Below are 26,102 nucleotides of genomic sequence, written 5' to 3'. Positions count from 1 at the left end.
TTATCAAATAGTTATAAGAATTACTCTACACGCTTTTAAGTACTAATTTTTAACTATGTAAGAATAAAAACACAGCATGAAAAATTATTATTTTTATACACAAATTGTCTTTATCTTAAAAAATTTATTTAAACTTCATCACTTGTAAATGTCGTGAAACTTTTCTTTTTATACGGTCGTATAATTAAACGTCCTTCACGATCAAAACGAATGTAATTGTACACCCAATTTAAGAAAACTACTGCTTTATTTTTAAACCCAATAAGCGAAAACAAGTGGACAAACATCCATACAAACCAGGCGAAAATACCACTGAAATGATATTTTGGTAAATCTACAACCGCTTTATTTCTTCCTATCGTTGCCATAGAACCTTTATCATTGTATTGAAAAGCTTCCATTGGTTTGTTTTCTATTAATTTCACCAGGTTTTCACCCAATAATTCTCCTTGCTGCATCGCTGGTTGCGCCATCATGGGATGTCCTTGCGGATAGGTTTCGGACTCCATTGAGGCAATATCACCTATGGCAAAAATATTATTATAACCAATCACCTGACTGTACTCATTAACTCTGATGCGTTCTACTTTTTCAACTAAAGATTTACCATCCAATCCAGCCACAAGTGCACCTTGAACGCCGGCAGTCCAGATTACAGTGGCAGTTTCAAAAGTCAAATCAGAATTTGTGATAATGGTGCGTCCGTCGTAATTAGTAACACGTACGTTTTTCCAGATTTTAACTCCTAAACTCGTTAGAAATTTTTCGGCAGCTTGAGAGGATTCTTCACTCATAGTATTTAAGATCCTATCTCCACTTTGAATCAAATTTATTTGCATTTTGGCGATATCAAGATCAGGATAATCTTTTTGGAGAATTGCTTTTTTCATTTCGGCCAAAGCGCCTGCTAACTCTACTCCTGTTGGTCCGCCACCTACTAGTACAAAATTAATGAGACTATTTTGTTCCCCTACATCGGTGGTTAAAACGGCTTGCTCGAAATTTTCTAAAATTAGACTTCTAATATTGAGCGATTGTGGTATGGTTTTCATTGCCATACTGTTGCGCTCGATTTCTTTATTGCCAAAATAATTAGTTTTGGAGCCCGTGGCAATCACCAGATAATCGTACTTTAATTCTCCAATTTCGGTAATTATTTTTTGGTTTTTCGTATCGATTTCTTGGACGTTGGTGAGCCTAAAGTAAACGTCATCGTATTCCTGAATTACTTTTCGGATTGGGTATGCAATGGAGCCTGCTTCGAGACCGCCAGTTGCTACTTGATATAATAAAGGTTGAAAGGTATGGTAATTGTGTTTGTCTAAAAGGACAACCTGAACTTTTTTATTTTTTAGTTTTTTGGCTAATGCAATTCCTGCGAAACCTCCGCCAATGATAACTATTCTGGGTAGAGCTGAATTTGGGATGTTCATGTTTAAAAAAATTCTGAATTGTTGATACTCAAAGATACGATGTTTTCTATTGTTGAATTTCATCAAATAGTATCGAAATTTTTGTTTTATGGAAAAGGTTTTCAGGAAACTAAACGTGTAAACTAGCCCCGATGGCAATGGAAATCCTTTATTTTTCTGATTTTTCAGAAAATAAAGATTGTAATATACAGAGGGACGAATCATAATTATGAAATGAATACTGTTGTGCTACTAAAAAAAATGTGCTACTTTGTAACAAAAACCAGTATTGGTTTACTAACGTATATATGAGTGATAATCTAGAACATTCTTTTGTAAAGCAGTTGCAGGAAAATCAGAATATAATCCACAAGATTTGTAGGTTGTATACTAATGGCGATGATGCTCATAAGGATTTGTTTCAGGAAATTACGATTCAGTTATGGAAGGCTTTTCCAAAATTTAGGGGCGAAAGTAAATTTTCTACATGGGCCTATCGAGTCGCGCTGAATACGGCAATTACTTTGTACCGAAAAACAAAACGATCCATAAATACTATCGAATTTGAAGGACGACAACATTTCCTGAATGATGTTGAATATGATTATGAGGAGGAAGAACAATTAAAACTAATGTATAAAGCGGTTTATCAGCTGAATGACATTGAGAAGGCATTGATATTTATGTATCTGGAAGATAAGGATTACCAGGAAATATCAGAAACATTAGGAATTAGCGAAGTAAATGCAAGGGTGAAAATGAATAGAATTAAAGGGAAATTAAAAAAAATATTAAATCCATTAGGCGTATGAAAGAGCTGGATTTATTAAAAAAAGACTGGCAGAAGAATGATAATTCTTTTGAACAAGTAACAGAAATTGAGATTTATAAAATGATTCATAAAAAATCATCTTCGATTGTGAAGTGGATTTTGATCATTAGTATTTTGGAAGTTTTATTGTGGACGTGTCTAAGTCTCTGTTTTAACAGTGATGATTATTTAATAAAAATGAAGCATGGTGAGTTAATTCAATACTTTGAAGTATTTGCTTATTTTAATTATGGCGTGATATTGTTTTTTATCTATTTATTTTATAAAAATTACAAAACTATTTCGACCACTGCATCAACAAAACAATTAATGCAAGACATTTTAAAAACTCGAAAAACGGTTCAATATTACGTTTGGTACAATCTGGGGATGTTAGTAGTAAGTTTAATCATAGGGTTTATAATTGCTTTTGTTTATAATCCCGAGATGAGCATCCTGAAAGATAAAATTGCCTCTAATGGAAAAGTGATGGCAATAACTGTAGGGTTTCTGGCTCTGACTACTTTAGTATTCTTTGGAGCCTTTTGGTTGTTTTACAGAGTTGTATATGGTATACTACTACGAAGGTTGTATGCTAATTATAAAGAATTGAAAAAGATAGATTTATAAAAAAAAGAGTTCACCGTGGTGAACTCTTTTTTTTATTTTAATATTCCCATTTTCGTAATCGATTCAACTCTTCCTGTTCTTTAATTTCTTCAGCAGGAATCACTTTTAGGAATGAAGGATGTTGCTCAATTGCATATTCTACTTTTTCTACAATTTCCTCGATTGTATCATTATCATAATCAATATCCAGAGGTTCTTTGATAATAAACGATTGTAGAATTCCTTTTTTCTTCATACGGATTCCTTTCTTGTCGAAAGAACGACGAAAACCATCAATAACAATAGGAACCACTATAGGCCTATGTTGTTTAATAATATGTGCAGTTCCTTTACGAACTGGTTTAAACGATTTTGTAGTTCCTTGCGGAAAAGTAATTACCCAACCGTCAGCTAAAGCAATTTTGATATTCTCCGTATCGTTAGGATTAATGTCTTTTTTCTCCTGAACATCAACTCCTTTGGCACGCCAAGTGCGCTCTACAGAGATAGCTCCAGCATATGCCATTATTCTTGGCAATAATCCAGCCCTCATCGTTTCCTTCGCAGCGACGTAATAGATATTCATTTTAGGTTGCCATAAATAACAAACGTTCTTGATGGAATCTTCACGACCGCTCAAACTCGCATTAAAAACATGAAACATAGCAACTACATCTGCAAAATAGGTTTGATGATTAGATATAAAAAGCACGTTCGAATCTGGTAAATTTCTGATTATTTCTGAACCCTCAATTTGCAATTCATTAAATCCTCTATACCGTCTATGCGTCATGGCTCCGAAGATTCGGATTAGCCATTTTTTTATAAATAATAGGTGTCCGAAAGGATTTCGCTTCAACAATCCCATAAAATTGTGTATTTTTTTTGTGAATTTGGATTACAAACTTACGAAATTTATATTTGAAGTTGGTTGCTGAATTCAATAGAACTCTTAAAAAAAAACACTGTATTTACTAGACCTTACCTGCCCTCCAAATTTTCTTTTTCATCTTAAAACCTCTTTTAAAACCTCCTTTAACTCACTCAACATCATAGCTGTAGCTCCCCATACAATATGCTCTTCAATTTTAAAAGCTGGAATACTAATATCATCTGCGTAGGAAGTAGATAAATTTGTATCGACAACAAGTGCATCATCTAGGAAAACCGACAGCGGCAATTCGATAATATTTGCCACTTCAGAAGGTTGTGGTACAAACACTAGTTCTTCTTTACTTATACCCAAAAAAGGATGAACCATGAAGTTACTTGGCGGGATATATAATTCTGTAAATGGTTTCAAAATCTCAATTTTATCTGGATGAATTCCAACCTCTTCGTGCGTTTCCCGAAGTGCAGTATCTGCAAAATCTTTATCTTCTAGCTCATATTTTCCACCTGGAAATGCGATTTGTGCCGAATGAACCCCTTTATAGGAATTTCGGACAATCAATACCAAATGTGTTCTTTCATTTTTAGGATAAAAAAGCATCATTACAGCTGCTATTCTTGGATTTTTATCTTCAATATTACTATTTTTTAAGCTTTCTAATCGCTCTAAAGGCGCCATTTTTATATGTGCATCAAAAGCTGGAAGTCTTGCTTCAATTAATTTAGGAACATACCGTAAAAATTCTTGAAAATTCATAATCAAAGTCTATTTTTGCATACAAAACCGCTCATAAATATAGTTTAGAAAATACAATTGCACAAGTTTTTCTATAACCAAAAAGTAATTATCAATGTATAGCAAAGAAGAAACACAACGATTAAAGCGAGAATTCTGGATTGCATTCGCAGAAAAATATCCCCGAAAATGGGTTTTATATGACACTAAAATCAAGGATTTCTCTTTTAAATTTTATGTAGACAATAAAAAAGCTCAAGTTTTAATCGATATTGAACACCGTAACGACGAAAAAAGAATTGCCTATTTCGAAAAACTAGAAGCACTAAAAACTATTCTTGAAGAGGAATTCATAAAAGACTTAGTTTTCGAAAAAGAACATACACTTGAAAGTGGCAAAACTATTAGCAGAATTTGGGTTGAAAAACTAGGAGTCGGTGTGAGCAATCGCAACTATTGGGATGAAATATTTGACTTTTATAATGAGAAAATGAATGCTCTGGAACTATTTTATTTAGAATACGATGAATTTATAAAAGACATTGAAAAGCTTTAAATTCTAACCTTGATGTAGTAATTAATATTAGAAAACGCTTCAGTTTGAATGATTAAATCTTTCAAAAGGAAGCGTTTTTTTATGCAAATCATCACATATTAAAAATATTATACACAATAATCCGGTCTTCATAGTTGATATACAATTGCTTCCTATTATCTTGTTTTTTTCGGGTAATTATAGAAACCGTACAATCTAAACCTTCATTATTCTTGCAGGTAAACGAATAAACAATATCAGTATCATTCTCCTCAATGGTTTGATAATCAATGATTTCAAACAACTGAATGATTTGAGAATAAACTACTATTCTATTTTTATCGGTATCCAATGTGACTAAAATATTGACCAAATCTAAATCAGACCACTTGCCCCATTTTCCCTTTTCTGTTTTTTCTAAAACACTAAAACCCGAAGTTTTAAATTTATAATTTTGACCAAAGGAATATTGCAATCCCATTACTAAAAAAAGCAATACTATATATATTTTTGTCTTTATCATTCCTTAATCAATTAAAAATCAAAATGAATCATTTCTTTTCTAGCGGTTTCAAAATCAATTATCATTTCATCAATAATTGTTGCTGCTGGTTTGATATCATGAATTAACCCTGCTATTTGTCCTATCTCTAATTCTCCTTCTATTAAATCACCTTCAAACATCCCGCGTTTTGCTCTTGCTCTTCCAAGCAAATCTATTAATTCTTCTTTAGTTGGACATTTTTCATACAATCGCTGAACATCCTGATAAAATTTATTTTTAATCAATCGAACAGGAGCAAGTTCTTTTAAAGTGAGCTGAGTATCCCCTTCTTTAACATTAACGATGGTTTCCTTAAAATTTTCATGCGCAGATGACTCTACTGAGGCTGCAAATCTACTTCCTACCTGAACCCCATCAGCGCCCAATATCATAGTTGCCAGCATACTACGACCAGTAGCAATACCTCCCGCAGCAATCAACGGAATAGTAATTGCTTGTTTCACCATGGGAATCAGTGTTAATGTAGTTGTTTCCTCTCTACCATTATGCCCGCCGGCTTCAAAACCCTCGGCAACAATTGCATCAACTCCTGCATCCTGCGCTTTTAATGCAAAAACAGAACTGCTCACTACATGAACAACAGTTATACCATTCTCTTTCAAATAAGCCGTCCATGTTTTTGGGTTCCCAGCCGAAGTAAAAACGATTTTCACTCCTTCATCAACGATGATTTTCATGATTTCTTCGATATTGGGATACAACATCGGAACATTTACTCCAAAAGGTTTTGAAGTGGCCTTTTTACATTTTTGAATGTGTTCGCGCAGCACTTCAGGATACATGGAACCAGCTCCAATCAATCCTAAACCTCCTGCATTACTTACTGCACTTGCTAATTTATAACCACTATTCCAAATCATTCCTCCTTGAATAATTGGATATTTAATTTTAAAAAGTTCCGTGATTCTATTCATGTGCTTATGATGCTATAATTTTTTAATGATTTTTCCTGTTTTAGAAAAACCATCTGATTCCATTTTATACAGATATACACCTTCATTCAATGATTTCAATGAAATGATAGGCCTATCAGCCGTTATTTTTTGCTCTACTATTTTTTGTCCTAAAATGGAGTAAATAAATAAAGTTCCATCGCCAAAATTCGCTGGTAAAGAAACGGAAATAGTATCACTTGCTGGATTAGGATACACTATAAAATCATCTTTAGAAACAGATTCTAATGACAATAAGTTACTTGCAGCTAAAGCAAAATCAGGAATTCCAAATCCATATTGATTGTTGGGAGCTGAAAATCTATCTGATGATTTGAGTATCAAATCTCTAATTTCCCGATTTGTTTTTTGAGGAAATGCCTGCCACAAACAAGCAATCATTCCAGCCATTATTGGACTTGAAAAAGAAGTACCATTAGCAGTTACTATATTACCTGCAGGATCTGAGACTATTGCTTCTTGTCCTTGTGCCATTACCTCAGGTTTTATTCTTCCGTCAAAAGAAGGACCAATTGAACTAAATGAGGTCACTACTTCTGAAGAATTTACAGCACCTACTGCAATTACTGAAGCAGCATCGGCGGGAACAGCAATATTTGGATTTGAAGTACCACCAGAATTACCTGCAGAAGTTACTAAAATCATTCCTCTGCTAAAAGCAATTTCCGCAGCACGAGACATGAATGTCGTTGTACCATTCATTTGACTGTAAGTGTGACTGTAGGCATCGTTATCATAATCAAAGTACCCCAAAGAAGTATTGATAATATCCACTCCTAAACTGTCTGCTCTTTCTGCTGCCTCAACCCAAAGCGATTCTTCAACAGGGTTTTCAGAGGTATCATCTTCAGTAATAAACAAATAATAAGAGGCGTCTGGCGCTGTTCCTACTAACGAATTTTCTTTGTAACCACCCATTGAAGAAAGTACCGAAGTTCCGTGTGAAACTCCCGTATAAAAATCAGAATCTCTTAAAACAAAATTATAACCACCTAAAATCCTATTATTAGATCTTAATCTTTCAAAAGGTTGAGCTGTATTTACTCCGGGAAATCCAGCATCTAAAACAGCTATTATTTTACCGGAACCCGTATAATCTTGCTGGTGTAATAAGTGTCCGTTAAGCATCTGGATTTGATTCAATGAAGAACCGTAGGAATAGTTAATTTTTGTCTTACTCGTCTTATTGACTTTTGCTCTTTTTGAAGGCTTCGCAATTTTTGCCGATTGATTCAACGAGTTATCCGCAAAATCAACCTTACTAACAAAAGAAAGCATTGCTAAGGCATTTATGTTCGCTTGTGAACCACGAACATGAACTGCGTTCATCCATTTAGATTTTGCCATAACAGTGATTCCCGAAGCTAATTTTACTTGATCGATATAAGATTCCTCAACTGGAATATCTTTAAAATCGATAGCAATATTTTGATTTGCTCTTCTGTCTAATGCTCTTTGAGTTAGCATTTCCAAAGGAGAATCAAAATAAAATTGAGAATTTGGTTTTGCATTAAAATAGATCCAAGCATCTTGTTGAGAAAAAACAGCCGATGCAATCAATAAAAAAAGAAATGTATAGATTTTTTTCATAGTTAACTTTATTTTTTTGGTTCTAAAAATGCTAACTATTGTCAGGATTGAATCATCATCATTATTTGGTAGAATCTACTAAATCCCAGAAAAGCATTTGTTTTTTTATTCCTTATCAATTAATAAAACACTAAACTATGAAATTACTCCCGAACCAACTAATTCTTCCCCTAAATACCAAGCTACGAATTGCCCTTCTGTTATTGCAGATTGTGGTTCATCAAAGGCAACATACATTCCGTTTTCAAATTGATGTAATGTAGCACTTTGTAATGGTTGTCGGTATCGAATTCTAGCCATTACTTGCATAGTTTCCCCATTAGCCAAAGTCATGTCTTCCCGAATCCAATGCACTTCCGTTTTTTCTATAAACAAGGCTTTCTTGAATAATCCCGGGTGTTGACTGGTCAATCCAGTATAAATCGTATTGGTTTCCACATTAGTGGCAATGATAAACAAAGGATCAGTCGTTCCTCCAACATTTAATCCTTTTCGTTGTCCAATGGTAAAATAATGAGCACCTTGATGTTTTCCTACTATTTTTCCCATTTCTAGAGTATATGGAATTTTTCGAGCCTCAGATAATAAACTATTTTCAATCGTTAATTCTGCTTCTTTTTCTAAACTATATATAGGGTCGTTTTTATCAATTTGAATTATAACTCCGTCTTTTGGCTGTAATTTTTGCTGTAAAAATTCAGGCAAACGTACTTTTCCAATAAAACATAATCCTTGAGAATCTTTCTTTTCAGCAGTAATCAAATCCATTTGAGCTGCTATTTCACGAACTTCAGGCTTGGTTAATTCTCCAATAGGAAATAATGATTTTGCCAATTGCTCTTGCGATAATTGACACAGAAAATACGATTGATCTTTATTGGTATCAGCACCGGCTTTCAATTGATAAACCGTTTCGCCGTTAACTTCGATTTCGCTTTTTTGACAGTAATGTCCTGTTGCCACATAATCAGCACCAAGACTTAAAGCAATTTTCATGAAAACATCAAATTTTATTTCGCGATTACAAAGTACGTCAGGATTTGGAGTACGTCCTTTTTCATATTCGTTGAACATATAGTCCACGATTTTCTCTTTATATTCTTCACTTAAATCAACTGTTTGGAAAGGGATTCCTAACTTTTCAGCCACTAACAAAGCGTCGTTACTGTCTTCTAACCACGGGCATTCATTAGAAATGGTAACCGAATCATCATGCCAATTTTTCATAAAAAGGCCTATAACTTCATACCCTTGTTGTTGCAATAAATATGCAGCAACACTTGAATCTACACCTCCAGAAAGTCCAACAACAACACGCTTCATCTTCAAAAAATTAAAATTTTACAAGAGTGCAAAGTTACAAAAGATTTACAACAGTATTTGTTAACGATACCGTTAATTATTTTTGACCTTCGAAGCGTTTTCAGGTAAACTCATATTCGTTTCTTTGACTAATTTTCCTTTTTCGAAAAACTGCCAAATTCCTGACTTTTTTCCATTTACAAACTGTCCTTTAGAGACTACATTGCCATTTGTATCGCTAAAGATAGCTAAACCACTATACCTATTATTCTTGAAAATGGACTCCTCAAGTACAACTCCTTTTTCAGTATATTTTTTATAAAAACCATTTTTCAAATTGTTTCTATAACTTATTTCTTCAGCAATTTTACCACTAGGATAAAAAACGGTACGCAAGCCTTCCAACTTTCCATTTACGTAATTTTCTATAGTCATAATAGCCGGAGAAGCTTGATGGTAGTACTTCCATTCTCCTTCAAATAATTTATTGACCACTTTTCCTTCACTTACTTTATTTTTATTCTGATCATAAAAAATAGTATAAGCTGAATTGTCTTTTGCATTAAATTCTCTAGTGGCTATTATAGATTTAGCTTTGGTATCATCAAAAAAACTAAAAATTCCAATTTCTTTTCCGTGCTCAAAAGTTCCTTCATATCGCGGTCGTTTTGATTCTTCATAAAATCCTTTCCATACTCCATGCTTTTTCCCTTTCTCGTCTAACTTGTTGGAATCCGTTTGTGATAATATATTTTGGCTGAAAAGCACAAAACTCAAAAAGGCAAAAAAACTAATCTGATATTTATTCATTATTACTATGCATTTAGGTATTACTATAAAACTGATAAACTACTATTTTATTTCAGCAAATTTACAAATTTATTATAGTAGGACATTAGTCGAAATTTCATAAAAATAGTACGATTCTCATTTCAGACATAGCAAAATAGGGAACAACTTCAAATTTTAAATAGTAGTGATTACGGGAAAACTACTCTTGGATTTAGTTCAATAACTACTTTAAACCAATCATTATAAATTGTTTAATCATAATCTTATTTTTTTTAGAAAAAGAATAAATCGAAAACAAACAAAAATACTTATACAGCTACATAACAAATACTTACGCACCTTAGAAATCACAAAAAACAAAAATTAAACAAACCTAAAAAAAATATTAAACTTTTATTTTGTTTATTCTTTTTATTGAAAAATTAAACAAAATACAAAATCAATTTATTATTTTCGTGGAAACAAATAAACAACAAACACTATGAAAAATGTATCTAAAATTAGGAATTTGGTTCTGATTGTATTATTCGCAATCTTTTCAGTGTCGTGTGATGACGACAACACTGAAGTAACTGACAACACTATTACCGGAAAAGCAGTTGCTACTGCAAATTTAAGCATCTTAGTTCAAGCACTAACGAAAGCCGAATTAGCAACTACTTTACAAGGCGCTGGTCCATTCACAGTTTTTGCTCCTACTAATGAAGCATTTACCGCTTTTTTAGCCACAACTCCCTATGCAACAATAAATGATGTCCCAAAAGAGGCTTTGACGCAAATACTATTAAATCATGTTGTTTCGGGTTCAGTAAAATCTACTGATTTAAGCACAGGTTATATTAAAACTTTAGCCAAAGGAACTGCATCAACAACAAATAACCTTAGTATGTATGTTGATCTATCTGCTGGAGTAAAACTAAATGGAGTAGCAACAGTTACTGCTGCTGACATCATGGCTTCAAATGGAGTGATTCACATTGTAGATAAAGTCATTGATCTACCTACCATTGTAACTCACGCTGCAGCAAACGCTAATTTTAGCACTTTAGTAAGTGTCCTAAATCGTTCTGGTCAACCTAATTTTATCACCGCATTGTCTGCAACAGGTCCATTCACCGTTTTTGCCCCTACAAATAATGCTTTTACAGCTTTGAATACGGAACTTGCTCCTGGAGGAATTGCGGGTGTTTCAGCTGCAAACTTAACTAAAGTATTACAATACCATGTGGTAAGTCCTGCTAATGTGTTAGCTGCTAGTTTAACCGAAGGACAAGTTGTGACTCCAATTCTTACTCCAGCTCAAACATTTAGCATACAACTTACTGGAGGTGCAAAAATTAAAGATGCTAATAACAGGATTTCAAATATTATTATCACTGATGTCCAATGTTCCAATGGAGTGATTCATGCCATTGATAAAGTATTACTACCCATTCTTTAATTTTTTTAGAACAAAAAAAAGCTCTCATTTCTGAGAGCTTTTTTTATATCCATTATTTTTTCTTTTTGTCTAATGCTTTTTGTGCTTCGGCTTGTTCCATTACTTCTTGTAGTTTTTTCTGGAATTTACCTTGTTTCTTTGGCTCTTTCAATTTATTTTCTTGAATTTGAGCATGAATCTTATCACTGTCGATAAAGTATCTTTTGATGACAATCATAATTCCAATGGTTATTAGATTCGAGATAAAGTTATACAAACTCAATCCTGCACCATAACTATTAAAGAAGAACAACATCATGATTGGCGAAACATAAATCATTATTTTCATCATCTTCGCCATATCCGGCATTCCTTCTTGTTGCGGAGCGGCCATTTGCTGATCACCAGATGTCATTTTCATATAGAAGAAAATAGCAATTGAGGCAAGTACTGGAAACAAACTGATGTGATTCCCGTAAAAAGGAATATAGAAAGGCAAACGTATTATTTCATCAAAAGAAGATAAATCATCCGCCCAAAGGAAACTTTTTTGTCTTAACTCAAAAGCCGATGGGAAAAACTGAAAGGAAGCGTACATAAAAGGAAGCTGAATCAAGGCTGGAATACATCCCGCCATAGGATTCACACCCGCTTTGTTGTACAATTTCATCGTTTCTTGCTGTTTCTTCATTGGGTCTTTTTTAAATTTTTCTCCCAATTCTGTAATTTCAGGTCGCAATACTTTCATCTTGGCTTGTGACAAGAATGATTTGAACGTAATAGGCGACATTGCTAATTTTATTAGTATTGTAAAAACAATAATAGCAATCCCGTAAGCAATGTAAGTACTTAAAAATCCAAATAATGGAATAAAAATAAATTTATTAATCCATCCAAAAATTCCCCAACCCAATGAGATAATTTTTTCTAAATTTTTATCATAATGACTTAAAGTCTTGTAATCTGTTGGACCAAAATACCAACTCATTTTATGATCTAACTCTCCATTTTCAAAAGCTAATGGTATGTTTGCTTTAAATTGTTTCGTAAAAGTGGTATCGATTTTATCATCTTTAACCAGATTATCCGACTTCACTTTAGCCGTTTCGAAAGGAGTTTTTGTCAAAAGTATTGTAGAGAAAAAATGCTGTTTAAAAGCTACAAAAGTTGCTTTTTCAAGATCCGATTCTTCTGATTGGCCTAAACCTGCATAATCAACTTTTCCTTCTTTATGCTCAAAATATATTTCAGTATAACGGTTTTCGTAAGATACACTTTTCTCATTTCTAAACGTTTTCAAATCCCATTCTAAATCTAACGGTTTAGAAGTATTTAAAACTTTGTTCAATCCTTGAGAACGAATATCAAAACCAATCATATAATCGTTTGGCTTCAATATGTATTTATATTCCAAAAACTCGTTAGCTCCCGCTTTCAATTTCATAGACAAGACTTGGTCTGCTCCTATTTTTGTTACAGTAGGTTCAAAAAACAAGTCTTTAGAATTTAAAGTACGGTTATCACTGGTTAGCAATTGTACATTTAAATTGGCATTGTTGTCTTTTATCAATTCAACCAATTGTCCAGAACCTTTCTTGAATTTTTCGAATTTTTTTAACGTAGCTTCAACAATGTACCCACCTTTATTGGCAATTGTCAACTTTACCAATTCATTTTCGATAGTGGTAACACCCGCTTTCGCAGAAGGAAGTGTCGCAGAATACGCAAAATTCCCTAAGGTTTTTTGCAATTGTGCCAATTGTGTTGAATCTCCAGTTGTTGCAACTGCAATAGTAGCTTTTGCAACTATTTTCTCCTCTAATTCTTTGGCTTTAGCCTGCTTAATAGCTAGCTCTTTTTGAGCTTTTTCAGCAGCAACTACTTTAGGATCTGGTTGATTTTGGTACATAATCCAAACCAAAATACCAAAAATTAATGCAAAACCGATAATCGAATTGAGGTCAAATTTTTTTTGTTCCATTATAATATTTAAAAAAGTTTAATCTATTAGTATCTCGTTTGTTGAATTGTTTCAAAAAACAAAAAACTATTTTTTCTTAGCTTGAACCGCTGCTGCTACAAAATTTACAAAAATAGGATGCGGATTCGCTACCGTACTTTTATATTCTGGATGGTATTGCACTCCAATAAAAAACGGATGGTCTTCTATTTCTATAATCTCAACCAATCCTGTATCTGGATTTACTCCTGATGCGATCAATCCTGCATTTTGCAATTGCGCTACATAATTGCTATTGTATTCATAACGGTGGCGGTGACGTTCCGAAATAGTCTCTTTACCGTAAATTTTATAGGCTAATGAATCTTGTTTTATATCGCATTTCCATGCTCCAAGACGCATTGTTCCGCCCTTATCAGTAATATTTTTTTGCTCTTCCATAAGGTTTACAACCGGATGAGAAGTCTGCTCATTCATTTCAGTAGAATTAGCATCAGCATACCCAACAATATTTCTTGAATATTCGATAACTGCCATTTGCATACCCAAACAAATTCCGAAAAATGGCACTTTATTTTCACGAGCATAACGAACTGCTTCGATTTTTCCTTCAATTCCTCTTTCTCCAAAACCAGGAGCAACAAGAATTCCGTCTAAACCGGCTAATTTCTCGTTTATGTTTGTTGCGTCAATATGTTCTGAATGAATAGAAATCACATTAACTTTGGTTTCATTTGCTGCACCTGAATGAATAAATGCTTCCAAAATAGATTTGTAACAATCTTGCATTTCTACATATTTACCAATCAAACCGATGTTTACAGTATGCTTTGGATGTTTCAATCTGCGTAAAAAAGTATTCCAGTTTTTCAAATCCGGAGCCGCTTTTTTAGGTAAATCTAATTTCTTCAATGCAACTACATCCAATCCTTCTTCCAACATTAAATTTGGCACTTCATAAATCGTCGAAGCATCAATAGATTGAATAACAGCTTCTCTTTTTACATTACAGAATAATGCTAATTTATTTCTTAGTTCTTCAGAAATTTCATGCTCTGTTCTACAAACTAAAATGTCCGCTTTAATACCGCTTTCCATCAACGTTTTAACAGAATGTTGCGTTGGTTTTGTTTTCAATTCTCCTGCAGCAGCCAAATAAGGCACCAAAGTAAGATGAATCACAATTCCGTTGTGTTCCCCTAATTCCCAAACCAATTGACGAACGGATTCTATGTAAGGCAAAGATTCAATATCTCCTACTGTTCCACCAATCTCCGTAATTACAATATCATAATCACCTGATTTACCAAGCAATTGCATTCTATCTTTAATTTCATTGGTAATATGAGGTACTACTTGTACCGTTTTACCAAGAAATTCTCCTCTTCTTTCTTTTTCAATAACCGAAAGATAAATTCTTCCCGTAGTAACATTATTTGCTTGAGAGGTAGGAACATTCAAGAAACGCTCGTAATGTCCTAAATCTAAATCTGTTTCAGCTCCATCATCAGTAACATAACATTCCCCATGTTCATAAGGATTTAATGTTCCTGGATCTACATTAATATAAGGGTCAAACTTTTGGATAGTTGTACGATACCCTCTAGCTTGTAACAATTTTGCCAATGATGCTGCTATGATTCCTTTCCCCAGAGAAGAAGTCACACCGCCAGTGACAAAAATATATTTCGTTTGATTCATTCTGTTGTTATTTGTGTTGTAGTTGTGTAAAAAACTTGGCAAAAATACAATTATAAATTGAGAAAAAGCTAATTTGAAAATGAGATAATTTGGAAAATTACGAATTACTAAACGTTCCATTTTAAAATTCAAAAGATTGTCAAATTCACAAATTAAAGTGGTTTCGGGTATCTTTTTTTAATATTTCGTATCAATTCCTCTAATCCATTCAATTTTAGCTCATAAATCAGCTGAAGCTGTTGCCCTAACTCTCCTTTCGGAAATCCTTTATTGCTATACCACACCACATAATATTCCGGCAAGTCAATAAGATACTTTCCTTCATATTTACCAAACGGCATTTTAGTATGAGCCAGTTTGATGAGTTGTTTTTGGTTTTGTTCCATTTTTATAAAAAAAGAAGCAAGAGACAAAACACACGACCTTTACATAGTTCTTGTGTCTTGTCTCTTGCTTCGCAAATCTTTATTTCCAGTTAAAAATAATACGTTTTTCGATTTCAGCATTTAAACTTAGAAAAACAGGACACGTCATAGCGACTCTTTCTAGAATAGTCTTATTCTTTTCATCGGCAACTCCATGTATTTCAAAAGTAATTTCGATTGCCCCAATGCGTCTTGGATCTGCATTCATAATTTTAGTAACTTCAGCTGTCGAACCTTTTAAATCAACTTCCAAATCACGTGCTTTGATTCCCATAACCGTCATCATACAACTTGCCAAAGCATTCGCTACAGTATCCGTTGGAGAGAAAGCTTCACCTTTTCCATTGTTATCTATAGGAGCATCCGAAATAATTTCATTTCCTGATTGCAAATGAATTGAAGAGGTTCTTAAATCTCCTAAATACGTTACTTTTGATGTCATTAGTTTGCTTGTTTTATAGTTAAATCAGTGTCATAATATAAGATGTACACTCCTTTATTAATGTAGCCACCATCTTCCTTTTTGTAAAATTCGAACTTATTATCTACCTGTTCCGTAGCAGTACTCTCAATCGTTTCTTGATATTTTTTATCTTGTGACAAACGCATCATCGTATCAAAAGTAATATCAAAACCTCTTGTAGCAAATGCGTTAGGATAAATTTTATTTTTCTTTTTAAACTCTTTTTCGAAGACTAAAGCTTCAGGAGATTCGTTTTCGCGAGAAACAGATGGATACATTAATTTCAATTTTGTTAGATTCACAAAATTAATCTCATCTGTATCTAATGTTTCGTTTGGTTCTAAAATAACCAATTGCACTTTATAAGTGGCCATAGCACCTAACATAGTTGCTATTGTAGTTTTAATCATTCCTGTGTTTCCTGTTTCCATAACCACATAGTTTGTTCTATCTTTCACAAATAAACTTTTCAAATTTTCAGCAGACACACCTCCATTTGCAGTAAGCGTTGAAAATTTCACATCTGTATGATTCTCTTTTATAAACTGTATAACAGATTCTTTTTTCCTATCAACTACCGCTATAATATTCCCATTTTTAGCTCTCATGAAATCGAACATAGCATTTTTTGTAACAACAGCAGTAGGTATTGTTTGAAACATATTGCTAAACGAATCGCCCGTATCTTTTGACAAAGGTGAAATTACAGGTACTTGATTTGCACTTAATAATTCAGCTGCTTTCTCCACATTATTTTGATAGAAAGGCCCAATGATCGCATCTGCATTTTCTAGATTATTTTCTTTAATTAGCGCAGCAACTGCCGAGGTGTTTTTAGTTTCTTGAGAATCAAAAACACTAACATCTATTGACAATCCTAGTTGTTTAGCCGAATCAATCGCCACTAAAGCTCCTGCATAAAAATCTAAAGTCATGTTTAAGAATTTATCTTTCTTCAAGCGCATTGCAGTCGAATTGACTGTATCACTCTCAATTTTTGAAACATTGAAAGGCAAAAGCAACACTAGTTTCTTTCTACTAGAGCTTTCCTTTGAGATTACAGCATACTCTTTTTTAGACTCTGCTTGCTGTGGAATAGAAGCTGATTCAGGCACTTTTAAAATCATTCCTATTTCAACACCATTGGATAAAGCCGGATTCAATTTAATTAATTCCTCTTGCGCTAAACCTGAGATTTTTGATAAACTATACAGTGTTTCTTTTGGTTTTACCACATAATCTATATAATTAATTTTTGGAAAAACTTTTGGAGTAGTGGATTTTACAATTTCTTTTTTAACTTCAACGGCAGTGGTCGTTTTATCCACTTTAGGTAGCGAATTTTCAGGATTTCCTTTGATAATTAATTTATAACCAATAGGTAAATTTGAAACTATTTCAGGGTTTTTCTTCTCTAATTCTTCAATAGTAATACCGTATTTCTTAGCAATAGAATATTTGGTTTCTTTAGGAAGAACATCATGATAGACTGCTTTTATTTGTTCTGGAATACTATTCTTCTTGCCAATTCCAGAAGGAATCGTAAGGATTTGCCCTATTTGCAATCCATCTTTTTCTAAAAAAGGATTGGCTTGTTTTAATGCTTCGTCAGAAACACCATATTTTTTTTCGATACCATACAAAGTTTCCTTTGGTGCTACTTCATGGGTAATCGCTTTCGCATTTGCCTTAGCATGAACTGCTACTTTTTGTTTGCCGTTGCTCTTTGGAATCAACAAAACACTATTGGGTTTTAAACCACTTAGCGCGTCTGGATTTAATTGGTAAATATCATACGGAGTAACGTTGTATTTTATTGCAATCTGCCTGATTGTCTCTCCTTTCTCTACTTTATGTGTAGTCGATTTTTCTTGTGAAAAAACGTTGTAACTAAAAAACAAAGCCGTCATACATATCGCAAAAAAATATTTCATCCTTCTTATTTATAAAATTATATAATTATTAATAACGAACGGTATCAAATTTTATTCCAAAAATCTGATACCGTTTTATAGCGAACATTAAAAAATTGATGTTCAAAAGATTATATTAAAATCTAATTATTATTCCCACTCAATAGTTGCAGGTGGTTTAGAACTAATGTCATACACCACTCTATTTACCCCTTTTACTTTATTGATGATATCATTAGATATTTTCATCAAGAACTCATACGGCAAGTGTACCCAGTCCGCTGTCATACCATCAGTAGATTCAACTGCACGAAGGGCAATCACTTTCTCATAGGTACGCTCGTCACCCATTACACCCACACTATTCACAGGAAGTAAAATCGCTCCCGCTTGCCATACTTTATCATACAATCCCCAAGATTTCAATCCGTCAATAAAAACAGCATCTACATCTTGTAAAATTTGCACTTTCTCTGGCGTGATATCTCCTAAAATTCGAATTGACAATCCTGGCCCTGGAAAAGGATGTCTTCCCAATAATTCTGGATCAATACCTAATGAAGCTCCTACTCGACGTACTTCATCTTTAAAAAGCATACGCAAAGGTTCTACGATTTTCAACTTCATGTAATCAGGTAAACCCCCTACATTATGGTGTGATTTAATCGTTGCCGAAGGTCCTTTTACCGAAACTGATTCAATAACATCTGGATAAATTGTTCCTTGAGCCAACCATTTTACATCTTCTATAAGGTGTGATTCATCATCGAAAACTTCGATAAATACACGTCCAATAATTTTACGTTTGGTTTCTGGATCGCTTACACCTGCTAATTCAGATAAAAAACGATCTCCAGCATCTACTCCTTTTACATTTAAACCCATTCCTTTGTATTGATTCAATACGTTTTGGAATTCGTTTTTACGAAGTAAACCATTATTTACAAAAATACAATATAAGTTTTTCCCAATAGCTTGGTGCAATAAAACTGCAGCTACTGTAGAATCTACTCCTCCAGAAAGACCAAGAACCACTTTATCGTCTTGCAGTTTTTCTTTTAATTCTGCTACCATTTCTTCAACGAAAGCATTTGGAGTAAAATTTTGAGGAACTTCAGCAATTTTTACTAAAAAGTTTTCTAGCATTTTTGATCCATCTGTAGAATGGAAAACTTCTGGGTGGTATTGAATCGCGTAAGTAGTTTCGCCTTCAATTCTATACGCTGCATATTCCACGTCGTGTGTACTTGCAATTTTCACTCCATCAGTTGGCAGTGCCTTGATACTATCACTATGACTCATCCAAACTTGGCTATTCTCTGAAACACCTTCAAAGAAAACCTCATTCTCTTTTATAAATGACAAATTAGCTCTACCATATTCTCTGGTGTTCGAAGCTGCTACTTCACCTCCACTAAAGTGAGATAAATATTGTGCTCCGTAACATACGGCTAGCAAAGGTAGTTTTCCTCTAATTTGAGATAAATCAGGATGTGGCGCATCTTCTGAACGAACAGAAAAAGGGCTTCCTCCAAGAATTACTGCTTTATAAGATGATAAATCACTCGGGAAATGATTGTAAGGGAATATTTCGCAGAATATATTTAATTCGCGAACTCTACGCGCAATAAGCTGTGTATATTGCGATCCGAAATCTAAAATAAGTACGTTGTGTTGCATGCGCAAAAATACTTTTTATATTTTGAATTGAAAAATTGATTTTTGAAAAATATTCTTTTTATTTGCCCCACTTCCATTATTGGACCAAAATCAAATCAAATTGCCTTAAAAAAACCTATACACTACAATTTTCGTAAGTGACAAAATACATTCTAAAATAATCTAAAAAAACACCATTACAATGAGAACAAGAATTTATTTATCAATAGTAACAATACTGCTTTTAATTACTTCCTGTAATGTGATTGATGATTTATTGACTTTTTCAATAGACAATCAAACCACTTTTACCATTGAAAGCGGATTTCCACTAGGTACCGCTTTTGACATAGTTACTCCCGATGTTACTACAAACTCTAGTGCTACTTTTGAAAACAATAACACTAAAGCTGACTTAGTAAAAGATGTAAAATTAAGCTCGCTGAAGTTAACCATAACGAATCCAAGCACTAAGACTTTTAGTTTTTTAAAATCGATTCATTTATACATTTCAACAGATGGAAATGATGAAATAGAGCTGGCTTATTTAGATGACATCAATTCGACTTCAAACGTTCTAAATCTAACGTGTACTTCTCAGAAACTAGACAAATACGTAAAAGCGTCTTCCTATAAAATAAGAACCAAAGCGGTTCTTAAAGAAAGCTTGACGCAAGATATAACCGTTAAATCTGATATGAAATTCAGGGTTACAGCAGATCCATTTTAAGAAATTTGCGGTGCTAAATTATTCTTTTGTAACAATAATAGTTGCTTTAAAACCCGTTCCAAGATTCCATTGACTGGCCGAAATCAAACCGCCATTATCATCATAAATTTGAAACTCAGCAGTATTTGGACCTGAACTTCCTTGGTTCAAAGCTTCGAAGTCTATCTTGTTGAAACCTTTTTCTAGAACAATTTCAAAACCCTGGAAATTACCATCCAAATTTACTTGGTATTCTATTACTTTATCATTCAAGTACACGCGTATCTTATCTCCATCAACATAAGCCGCGTCTCTGTATCTTACTTTGGCGGTAAGCGAACTTGTTGTAAAATTCCCTAAATTTTGATTTTTTCGGTATACAATTCCCTCTGAATTGTCTTCTTTTTTGTTTAATTTATCTCTGTAAACATCTCCCGGATTAATAAATTCATTCTTCGGAGTCATCGAAAAATTACTGGCAGGAGTAATTGAAAGGGAAGGACTCGGGTTTGGATTTAAAAGTTCTGGATTTTTAAATACATTGGGAGTCTTAATTGGAGGAACCTCTGCTTTTGGAGGAGTTACTTTTTTAATTTTAGGGGCGTTATTTTTGAGGGGAATGGGCGTAAATTTTGAACTAAATTCATTCTGAGCATATCCACTTAAAGACATACTTATGGCAATCATTAAAAATAAAATCCTTTTCATATGTTAGTATTTTCTGTTTTTATATTAGTCATATGTAATTCGCATATCATCATTGGTGTTTGCAACCCAACTTCAATTTTGCTCATTTCATAACTTTTTCTAATTGGTTTATCAGTGCTTGTAAAATTTTAAAAATAAAAAACTAATCCTATATAATGACAACGTATTATATAATTTAACTTTCATTTATAACATTCAATTTTTAAATTTATTGCGTTTAAGAACCTATATTATTCTAACAATTCTCCAAAAAAATGGACGTTTTTAATTAAAAATTACTGTTTTTCATTTCAGTATTTTTTATAAATTGCAAATATTATGCCACACCAAAAATTGCATTTAAACAATGCAAGTAATACCTAAACACAATTAAAATGAAAAGAGAAAACATATTAACAGGTTCCCCATGGGAAGACAAAATGGGATATTGCCGTGCAGTACGCATTGGAAACATCATCGAAGTGTCAGGAACTGTCGCTATTATTGATGGTGAAAAAGTTAAAGCTGACGATGCGCACGCCCAAACACTAAACATTTTAGAACGTGTAGAAAAGGTTTTGGAAGACCTAAATGTAAGCATGAAAGATGTCATTCGTACCCGTATATTTACTACTGACGTTTCTACATTTGAAGCCGTGGCCACTGCTCATGCAAAATTTTTTAAAGACATAAAACCGACCACTGGTTTCTACGGAATCAATCAACTTGTAGCGCCTGAATATTTAGTTGAAATCGAATTTACTGCTATTGCTTCTGAAAAACCATTAATTCAAGAAGGATTATAATACTTTTGCAAAAACAGTTCTTCAATTAAGGTAATGAATTTAGAAAACACTAAAAAAATACTGCTTATTTCACTCAAATGGATTCTCATTTGTGTTTTGATAGGCATTTTTTGTGGATCGGCATCTGCTTTTTTTTTAGTAGCACTAGATTGGGTTACACAGTATAGAGAGAGCAATAAATGGCTTATTTGGCTTTTGCCAATAGGCGGTTTAACAATAGGATTAGGATACCATTATTGGGGACAATCAGTAGTTAAAGGCAATAACTTGTTATTGGAAGAATATGAAAATCCTCAAAAAACAATTCCGTTAAAAATGGCTCCATTAGTGCTTTTTGGCACCTTACTTACACATCTTTTTGGAGGTTCAGCTGGTCGCGAAGGAACTGCTGTACAAATGGGCGGTGCCATTGCCGATCAATTTACAAGAATCTTCAAACTTGATACTGTCAATAGAAAAACCATAATTATCCTAGGAATTAGCGCTGGTTTTGCCTCTGTTTTTGGAACGCCTTTGGCGGGAGCTTTGTTCGCTTTAGAAGTATTATTTTTCAGTAAAATCAATTCCAAAAGCATTCCATTATCCTTCTTGACAGCCTACATTGCTTATTTCACTGTTGAATTTTGGAACGTAAAACACAACCATTATAACATTCCCATCATCCCCGAAATGAGTTTTACTACTTTATTTTGGATACTACCAGTCAGTGTTCTTTTTGGTTTAGCCGCGATGTTATTTTCTCGAAGCACCCATTTTTGGGGTCATTTATTTTCAAAAACCATATCTTTTCCTCCGCTTCGTCCTTTCGTTGGAGGAATACTACTTGCTATAGCGATTTACTTTATCGGAACTACAAAATACATAGGTTTAGGTGTTCCAGTAATTGTTGATGCCTTTTCTAATGCAAATGCTTCCTATGATTTTATTCTAAAAATACTATTCACAGGATTTACCCTAGGAGCAGGATTCAAAGGTGGTGAAGTAACGCCACTATTTTTTGTAGGTGCAACACTTGGAAGTGCATTATCGCTTATTATTCCTTTACCAATAGCGCTTCTGGCAGGAATGGGATTTGTCGCCGTTTTTTCGGGAGCAACGCACACTCCTATTGCTTGTACAGTTATGGGAATGGAACTTTTTGGGATTGAAAGTGGGGTTTTTATTGGCATCGCCTGTTTAATTGCTTACTTTAGTTCTGGCTCTGTGGGCATATATAAAACGCAGATTGTAAAAGGACCTAAATACCATTTGTATCAAAAATTAGGAAGAGAAAATAATGGTTTTTTGTAATCCGTGAAATTCCTGTTAATGATTTCAACTTTACATTAAAAAAATGTAATTTCGCAATCTATGAAAATACAAGATATTCAAGCGATTCAGTTGTTATTAGCAACTCCAAAAAAAATTGCCATAATTCCGCACCGAGGTCCTGATGGAGATGCCATGGGCTCTACCTTAGGATTATATCATTTTTTGTTGAAAAACAAACACCATCCTGTGGTGGTTTCCCCAAATGAATTCCCTGATTTTCTAGCTTGGATGCCGGGATCAGAAACCGTAAAAATTTACGAAAAAGACAAAGAAAACTGCACTAAAATTCTGGAGGAAGCGGAACTTATATTCACGTTAGATTTTAATGCTTTTCACCGCACAGGCGAGATGGAACAAGTGTTAGTCAAGCTAAAAGCACCATTTATAATGATTGATCATCATCAAAAACCAGATGATTATGCCGCTTTTACTTATTCTGATACTTCCTTTGGTTCTACTTGCGAAATGATTTATAACTTCATTTTATTTCTTGGAAAAAAAGAAGATATTGATAAAACTATAGGAACGTGTATTTACACCGGAATACTTACTGATTCAGGCTCTTTTCGTTTTCCAAAAACAACAGGTACAACCCATCGAATTGTTGCTGAATTAATTGATTTAGGTGTCGAAAACACGGAAATTCCAACCTTGTTATTTGACAATAGTTCCTTCGGAAGATTACAATTATTAGGAAGAGCACTTCAAAACATGAAAGTCTTTACGGAACATCAAACGGCCTACACGACACTTACTCAAGATGAGTTAAACAGTTTTGACTATATAAAAGGTGATACGGAAGGAATTGTAAACTACGGATTAAGTATAAAAGGAATCGTTTTTACTGCTATATTTATCGAAAATACAGCAGAAAAAATCATCAAGATTTCATTTCGTTCCCAAGGTGATTTTGATGTCAATCAATTTGCAAGAGATCATTTCAATGGGGGCGGACATCGCAATGCTGCTGGTGGAAAATCAGAAGTATCAATGGAAGAAACCATACGAAAATTTGAGGATTTAGTAACAAAGCTAAAAATATAACAGATGTCAAAATTTAGTTCGCTAATCGTATTAGGATTCTTTTTGTCCATAATCGCTTCAAGTTGCAAACAGCATCAGGATGCTAGAAAGCCTATTTCTCAGGCTTCGGGAAGCTTTATGAAAAAATCAATCGCACGCAATAAAAAACTAGTTGCTAGCGAAGAAACTGAAATTGAAGCTTTAATCAAAAGCAATCCAAATGTAAAATACATCGCTTCAAAAAAAGGGTATTGGTACACGTATGAGACCAAAAACCAAATTGATTCTCTAACTCCTAGAAAAGGAGATATTGCTTTTTTTGATTACGAAATAAAGGATTTAAAAGGTACGGTTATCTACTCTGAATTAGAATTAAGACCACAAACCTATTATGTAGATAAACAAAATATCATGATGGGATTGCGTGACGGTATCAAATTAATGCGCAAAAACGAAAAAGTGAGTTTTCTATTCCCATCTAATATGGCATATGGATATCATGGTGACGACAAAAAAATAGGTACGAATCAACCTTTGATTTGCACAGTCACTTTACGCGATTTCAAGCCCGAAGCCGTCTATAAAAAAGAAAGTGAATTAAACTTAAAAACACCTACTACAACGCCAGCAATTAAGAAAATTATTCCTGCCGCCCTAGTCCTTAAAGACACCATAACTAAATAAAAATTAAAGTAAGAAATGAAAAAAAAGATCCTATTCGCATTCCTAGTTATTGCTTCTTTTTATTCTTGTAAAGAAGAACACAACAATCTTCCTGATGGTTTATATGCAAAAATAGAAACCAATAAAGGAGACATAATTGTACAATTAGATTTTGAAAAAGCACCAATCACCGTTGCTAACTATGTGGCATTAGCCGAAGGAAAAAATGAATTTGTTACCAACGAAAACCTTAAAGGCAAACCCTTTTTTGACGGACTAAAATTTCATAGAGTAATTCCAGAATTCATGATTCAAACGGGAGATCCTTTAGGAACGGGTTCTGGAGATACTGGTTATAAATTTAAAGACGAATTCTCTGATTTAAGATTTGACAAAGGTGGTGTTTTGGCTATGGCTAATAACGGACCGACAACCAACAGCAGCCAATTTTTCATTACACACGTTGCAACGCCTTGGTTAGAAGGAAAACACACTATTTTTGGTCATGTAGTAGAAAAAGGAATGGATGTTGTGAACACCATTGTACAAAACGACTACATCAATAAAGTGACAATTATCCGAAATGGTGAAGCTGCCAAAAAGTTTAATGCGGTAAAAACATTCAATGATTATTTTTCGGTTGAATCTGAAAATCAAAAGAAAAAAGCAGCCATTGATGCTGAAAACAAAAAAATTTACGACGCTAAATACAAAGAAGTACGCGAAAATAAAATCGCTTATTTTGCGACTTTAAAAGCCAAAGCGACTAAAACACCTACTGGATTGCAATACGCAATCACCAAAAAAGGCGGTGGTAAAAAACCTGCCAATGGCGCTAATGTTTTCATACATTACGCTGGCTTTCTAGAAGACGGAGAATTATTTGATGCTAGTGTAGAAAGTGTTGCCAAAACATTTGGAAAATACGATGAAAACAGAGCCGCTCAAAACGGATACCAACCTATCCCATTTCAAGCGGGAAGAAAAGATGGCATGATTCCTGGTTTCATTGAAGGATTAGAACAATTATCTTTTGGTGACAAAGCAGTAATCTTCATTCCATCTCGTTTAGGATATGGACCAGCTGGTGCTGGTGGAGTTATTCCGCCAAACGCAAATATCATTTTCGAAATTGAATTATTAGAAACAATACCGCAACAATAGTA

General features: G+C 33.7%; 25 protein-coding genes. 10 read left to right on the top strand and 15 right to left on the bottom strand.

The annotated features are described in order from the left end of the window. Positions 1-128: 128 nt before the first annotated feature. Complete coding sequence (locus tag V5J73_RS04665; RefSeq protein WP_338647940.1) at positions 129-1,433, bottom strand: NAD(P)/FAD-dependent oxidoreductase; 1,305 nt, start codon at positions 1,431-1,433, stop codon at positions 129-131. 287 nt (positions 1,434-1,720) lie between these two features. Here V5J73_RS04665 and V5J73_RS04660 point away from each other — a divergent pair, with 287 nt between their 5' ends. After that, on the top strand, positions 1,721-2,224 hold the full coding sequence (locus V5J73_RS04660) for an RNA polymerase sigma factor (protein ID WP_338647939.1): 504 nt from the start codon (positions 1,721-1,723) through the stop codon (positions 2,222-2,224). Continuing rightward, positions 2,221-2,853, top strand: coding sequence for a hypothetical protein (locus V5J73_RS04655; RefSeq protein WP_338647937.1), 633 nt, complete (start codon positions 2,221-2,223; stop codon positions 2,851-2,853). Before V5J73_RS04660 ends, V5J73_RS04655 begins: the two co-directional genes overlap by 4 nt. A 37-nt stretch (positions 2,854-2,890) precedes the next feature. Here V5J73_RS04655 and V5J73_RS04650 read toward each other — a convergent pair whose 3' ends face one another. Further along, entirely contained in the window at positions 2,891-3,700 is an 810-nt protein-coding gene (locus V5J73_RS04650; protein WP_338647936.1) for a lysophospholipid acyltransferase family protein, read from the bottom strand. Between the two features lie 138 nt (positions 3,701-3,838). After that, on the bottom strand, positions 3,839-4,480 hold the full coding sequence (locus tag V5J73_RS04645; protein WP_338647934.1) for an NUDIX hydrolase: 642 nt from the start codon (positions 4,478-4,480) through the stop codon (positions 3,839-3,841). A 94-nt stretch (positions 4,481-4,574) separates the two neighbouring features. Here V5J73_RS04645 and V5J73_RS04640 point away from each other — a divergent pair, with 94 nt between their 5' ends. After that, positions 4,575-5,015, top strand: coding sequence for a DUF4268 domain-containing protein (locus V5J73_RS04640; RefSeq protein ID WP_338647932.1), 441 nt, complete (start codon positions 4,575-4,577; stop codon positions 5,013-5,015). A 91-nt stretch (positions 5,016-5,106) separates the two neighbouring features. On the opposite strand, the gene V5J73_RS04635 is transcribed toward V5J73_RS04640, so the two are convergent. The 5 genes from V5J73_RS04635 to V5J73_RS04615 form a co-directional block, all read right to left on the bottom strand. After that, on the bottom strand, positions 5,107-5,517 hold the full coding sequence (locus V5J73_RS04635; protein ID WP_338647931.1) for a hypothetical protein: 411 nt from the start codon (positions 5,515-5,517) through the stop codon (positions 5,107-5,109). An 11-nt stretch (positions 5,518-5,528) separates the two neighbouring features. Beyond that, the gene (locus tag V5J73_RS04630) at positions 5,529-6,473 is read right to left on the bottom strand and encodes an NAD(P)H-dependent flavin oxidoreductase (protein WP_338647930.1); all 945 of its coding nucleotides are present in this window, start codon (positions 6,471-6,473) and stop codon (positions 5,529-5,531) included. Positions 6,474-6,485: 12 nt separating this feature from the next. Next, positions 6,486-8,102, bottom strand: a complete 1,617-nt coding sequence (locus tag V5J73_RS04625; RefSeq protein WP_338647929.1) for a S8 family peptidase — start codon at positions 8,100-8,102, stop codon at positions 6,486-6,488. Between the two features lie 135 nt (positions 8,103-8,237). After that, positions 8,238-9,425, bottom strand: a complete 1,188-nt coding sequence (mnmA, locus tag V5J73_RS04620) for a tRNA 2-thiouridine(34) synthase MnmA (protein WP_338647928.1) — start codon at positions 9,423-9,425, stop codon at positions 8,238-8,240. A 72-nt stretch (positions 9,426-9,497) separates the two neighbouring features. Then, positions 9,498-10,214 (bottom strand): toxin-antitoxin system YwqK family antitoxin, encoded by a 717-nt coding sequence (locus tag V5J73_RS04615; protein WP_338647927.1) that lies wholly within the window; start codon positions 10,212-10,214, stop codon positions 9,498-9,500. Positions 10,215-10,677: 463 nt separating this feature from the next. Between V5J73_RS04615 and V5J73_RS04610 the strand changes: the two genes are divergently transcribed. Further along, positions 10,678-11,637, top strand: coding sequence for a fasciclin domain-containing protein (locus V5J73_RS04610; protein WP_338647925.1), 960 nt, complete (start codon positions 10,678-10,680; stop codon positions 11,635-11,637). 52 nt (positions 11,638-11,689) lie between these two features. Here the strand turns inward: V5J73_RS04610 and yidC are convergent, their stop codons facing one another. The 6 genes from yidC to guaA all read right to left on the bottom strand — a co-directional run bounded on the left by yidC (position 11,690) and on the right by guaA (position 19,758). Further along, on the bottom strand, positions 11,690-13,597 hold the full coding sequence (gene yidC, locus V5J73_RS04605; protein WP_338647924.1) for a membrane protein insertase YidC: 1,908 nt from the start codon (positions 13,595-13,597) through the stop codon (positions 11,690-11,692). A 66-nt stretch (positions 13,598-13,663) separates the two neighbouring features. Then, positions 13,664-15,277, bottom strand: a complete 1,614-nt coding sequence (locus tag V5J73_RS04600) for a CTP synthase (protein WP_338647923.1) — start codon at positions 15,275-15,277, stop codon at positions 13,664-13,666. A 152-nt stretch (positions 15,278-15,429) separates the two neighbouring features. After that, positions 15,430-15,663 carry a DUF3820 family protein gene (locus V5J73_RS04595; RefSeq protein ID WP_143386364.1) on the bottom strand — a complete coding sequence of 78 codons (234 nt, stop codon included), beginning with the start codon at positions 15,661-15,663 and terminating at the stop codon, positions 15,430-15,432. Between the two features lie 79 nt (positions 15,664-15,742). After that, on the bottom strand, positions 15,743-16,144 hold the full coding sequence (locus V5J73_RS04590) for an OsmC family protein (protein ID WP_338647921.1): 402 nt from the start codon (positions 16,142-16,144) through the stop codon (positions 15,743-15,745). Then, positions 16,144-18,099, bottom strand: a complete 1,956-nt coding sequence (locus V5J73_RS04585) for an amino acid ABC transporter substrate-binding protein (RefSeq protein WP_338647920.1) — start codon at positions 18,097-18,099, stop codon at positions 16,144-16,146. Before V5J73_RS04585 ends, V5J73_RS04590 begins: the two co-directional genes overlap by 1 nt. A gap of 129 nt (positions 18,100-18,228) precedes the next feature. Next, entirely contained in the window at positions 18,229-19,758 is a 1,530-nt protein-coding gene (guaA, locus tag V5J73_RS04580) for a glutamine-hydrolyzing GMP synthase (protein WP_338647919.1), read from the bottom strand. Positions 19,759-19,939: 181 nt separating this feature from the next. On the opposite strand from guaA, the gene V5J73_RS04575 reads away from it, so the two are divergent. Then, positions 19,940-20,467, top strand: coding sequence for a hypothetical protein (locus V5J73_RS04575; RefSeq protein ID WP_338647918.1), 528 nt, complete (start codon positions 19,940-19,942; stop codon positions 20,465-20,467). Positions 20,468-20,485: 18 nt separating this feature from the next. Here the strand turns inward: V5J73_RS04575 and V5J73_RS04570 are convergent, their stop codons facing one another. Continuing rightward, complete coding sequence (locus tag V5J73_RS04570; RefSeq protein ID WP_338647917.1) at positions 20,486-21,154, bottom strand: hypothetical protein; 669 nt, start codon at positions 21,152-21,154, stop codon at positions 20,486-20,488. Between the two features lie 374 nt (positions 21,155-21,528). On the opposite strand from V5J73_RS04570, the gene V5J73_RS04565 reads away from it, so the two are divergent. Genes V5J73_RS04565 through V5J73_RS04545 form a run of 5 tightly spaced genes read left to right on the top strand, consistent with a single transcriptional unit; the run spans position 21,529 to position 26,100 of the window. Next, the gene (locus tag V5J73_RS04565) at positions 21,529-21,939 is read left to right on the top strand and encodes a RidA family protein (RefSeq protein ID WP_338647916.1); all 411 of its coding nucleotides are present in this window, start codon (positions 21,529-21,531) and stop codon (positions 21,937-21,939) included. Between the two features lie 33 nt (positions 21,940-21,972). Further along, the gene (locus V5J73_RS04560) at positions 21,973-23,229 is read left to right on the top strand and encodes a voltage-gated chloride channel family protein (RefSeq protein WP_338647915.1); all 1,257 of its coding nucleotides are present in this window, start codon (positions 21,973-21,975) and stop codon (positions 23,227-23,229) included. A gap of 60 nt (positions 23,230-23,289) precedes the next feature. Next, a complete protein-coding gene (locus tag V5J73_RS04555; RefSeq protein ID WP_338647913.1) occupies positions 23,290-24,294 on the top strand; it encodes a DHH family phosphoesterase in 1,005 nt (334 codons plus the stop codon). Positions 24,295-24,297: 3 nt separating this feature from the next. Further along, positions 24,298-24,957, top strand: coding sequence for a gliding motility-associated peptidyl-prolyl isomerase GldI (gene gldI, locus V5J73_RS04550; RefSeq protein ID WP_338647911.1), 660 nt, complete (start codon positions 24,298-24,300; stop codon positions 24,955-24,957). 15 nt (positions 24,958-24,972) lie between these two features. Beyond that, positions 24,973-26,100, top strand: coding sequence for a peptidylprolyl isomerase (locus tag V5J73_RS04545; RefSeq protein WP_338647910.1), 1,128 nt, complete (start codon positions 24,973-24,975; stop codon positions 26,098-26,100). Positions 26,101-26,102 lie beyond the last annotated feature (2 nt).

This window comes from Flavobacterium sp. KS-LB2, from assembly GCF_036895565.1.
Taxonomy (GTDB): Bacteria; Bacteroidota; Bacteroidia; order Flavobacteriales; family Flavobacteriaceae; genus Flavobacterium.
This window is presented reverse-complemented; position numbering and strand designations above follow the sequence as displayed.

Excerpts from the sequence above, each read along its gene's own strand:
- V5J73_RS04590 (WP_338647921.1), bottom strand. The coding sequence starts at position 16,144 with ATGACATCAAAAGTAACGTATTTAGGAGATTTAAGAACCTCTTCAATT.
- V5J73_RS04650 (WP_338647936.1), bottom strand. The coding sequence starts at position 3,700 with ATGGGATTGTTGAAGCGAAATCCTTTCGGACACCTATTATTTATAAAA.
- V5J73_RS04575 (WP_338647918.1), top strand. The coding sequence starts at position 19,940 with ATGAGAACAAGAATTTATTTATCAATAGTAACAATACTGCTTTTAATT.
- V5J73_RS04560 (WP_338647915.1), top strand. The coding sequence starts at position 21,973 with ATGAATTTAGAAAACACTAAAAAAATACTGCTTATTTCACTCAAATGG.
- V5J73_RS04610 (WP_338647925.1), top strand. The coding sequence starts at position 10,678 with ATGAAAAATGTATCTAAAATTAGGAATTTGGTTCTGATTGTATTATTC.
- V5J73_RS04640 (WP_338647932.1), top strand. The coding sequence starts at position 4,575 with ATGTATAGCAAAGAAGAAACACAACGATTAAAGCGAGAATTCTGGATT.
- yidC (WP_338647924.1), bottom strand. The coding sequence starts at position 13,597 with ATGGAACAAAAAAAATTTGACCTCAATTCGATTATCGGTTTTGCATTA.
- guaA (WP_338647919.1), bottom strand. The coding sequence starts at position 19,758 with ATGCAACACAACGTACTTATTTTAGATTTCGGATCGCAATATACACAG.
- V5J73_RS04595 (WP_143386364.1), bottom strand. The coding sequence starts at position 15,663 with ATGGAACAAAACCAAAAACAACTCATCAAACTGGCTCATACTAAAATG.
- V5J73_RS04635 (WP_338647931.1), bottom strand. The coding sequence starts at position 5,517 with ATGATAAAGACAAAAATATATATAGTATTGCTTTTTTTAGTAATGGGA.
- V5J73_RS04630 (WP_338647930.1), bottom strand. The coding sequence starts at position 6,473 with ATGAATAGAATCACGGAACTTTTTAAAATTAAATATCCAATTATTCAA.
- V5J73_RS04660 (WP_338647939.1), top strand. The coding sequence starts at position 1,721 with ATGAGTGATAATCTAGAACATTCTTTTGTAAAGCAGTTGCAGGAAAAT.
- V5J73_RS04615 (WP_338647927.1), bottom strand. The coding sequence starts at position 10,214 with ATGAATAAATATCAGATTAGTTTTTTTGCCTTTTTGAGTTTTGTGCTT.
- V5J73_RS04645 (WP_338647934.1), bottom strand. The coding sequence starts at position 4,480 with ATGAATTTTCAAGAATTTTTACGGTATGTTCCTAAATTAATTGAAGCA.
- V5J73_RS04545 (WP_338647910.1), top strand. The coding sequence starts at position 24,973 with ATGAAAAAAAAGATCCTATTCGCATTCCTAGTTATTGCTTCTTTTTAT.
- gldI (WP_338647911.1), top strand. The coding sequence starts at position 24,298 with ATGTCAAAATTTAGTTCGCTAATCGTATTAGGATTCTTTTTGTCCATA.
- V5J73_RS04655 (WP_338647937.1), top strand. The coding sequence starts at position 2,221 with ATGAAAGAGCTGGATTTATTAAAAAAAGACTGGCAGAAGAATGATAAT.
- V5J73_RS04570 (WP_338647917.1), bottom strand. The coding sequence starts at position 21,154 with ATGAAAAGGATTTTATTTTTAATGATTGCCATAAGTATGTCTTTAAGT.
- V5J73_RS04625 (WP_338647929.1), bottom strand. The coding sequence starts at position 8,102 with ATGAAAAAAATCTATACATTTCTTTTTTTATTGATTGCATCGGCTGTT.
- V5J73_RS04585 (WP_338647920.1), bottom strand. The coding sequence starts at position 18,099 with ATGAAATATTTTTTTGCGATATGTATGACGGCTTTGTTTTTTAGTTAC.
- V5J73_RS04600 (WP_338647923.1), bottom strand. The coding sequence starts at position 15,277 with ATGAATCAAACGAAATATATTTTTGTCACTGGCGGTGTGACTTCTTCT.
- V5J73_RS04665 (WP_338647940.1), bottom strand. The coding sequence starts at position 1,433 with ATGAACATCCCAAATTCAGCTCTACCCAGAATAGTTATCATTGGCGGA.
- V5J73_RS04565 (WP_338647916.1), top strand. The coding sequence starts at position 21,529 with ATGAAAAGAGAAAACATATTAACAGGTTCCCCATGGGAAGACAAAATG.
- V5J73_RS04555 (WP_338647913.1), top strand. The coding sequence starts at position 23,290 with ATGAAAATACAAGATATTCAAGCGATTCAGTTGTTATTAGCAACTCCA.
- mnmA (WP_338647928.1), bottom strand. The coding sequence starts at position 9,425 with ATGAAGCGTGTTGTTGTTGGACTTTCTGGAGGTGTAGATTCAAGTGTT.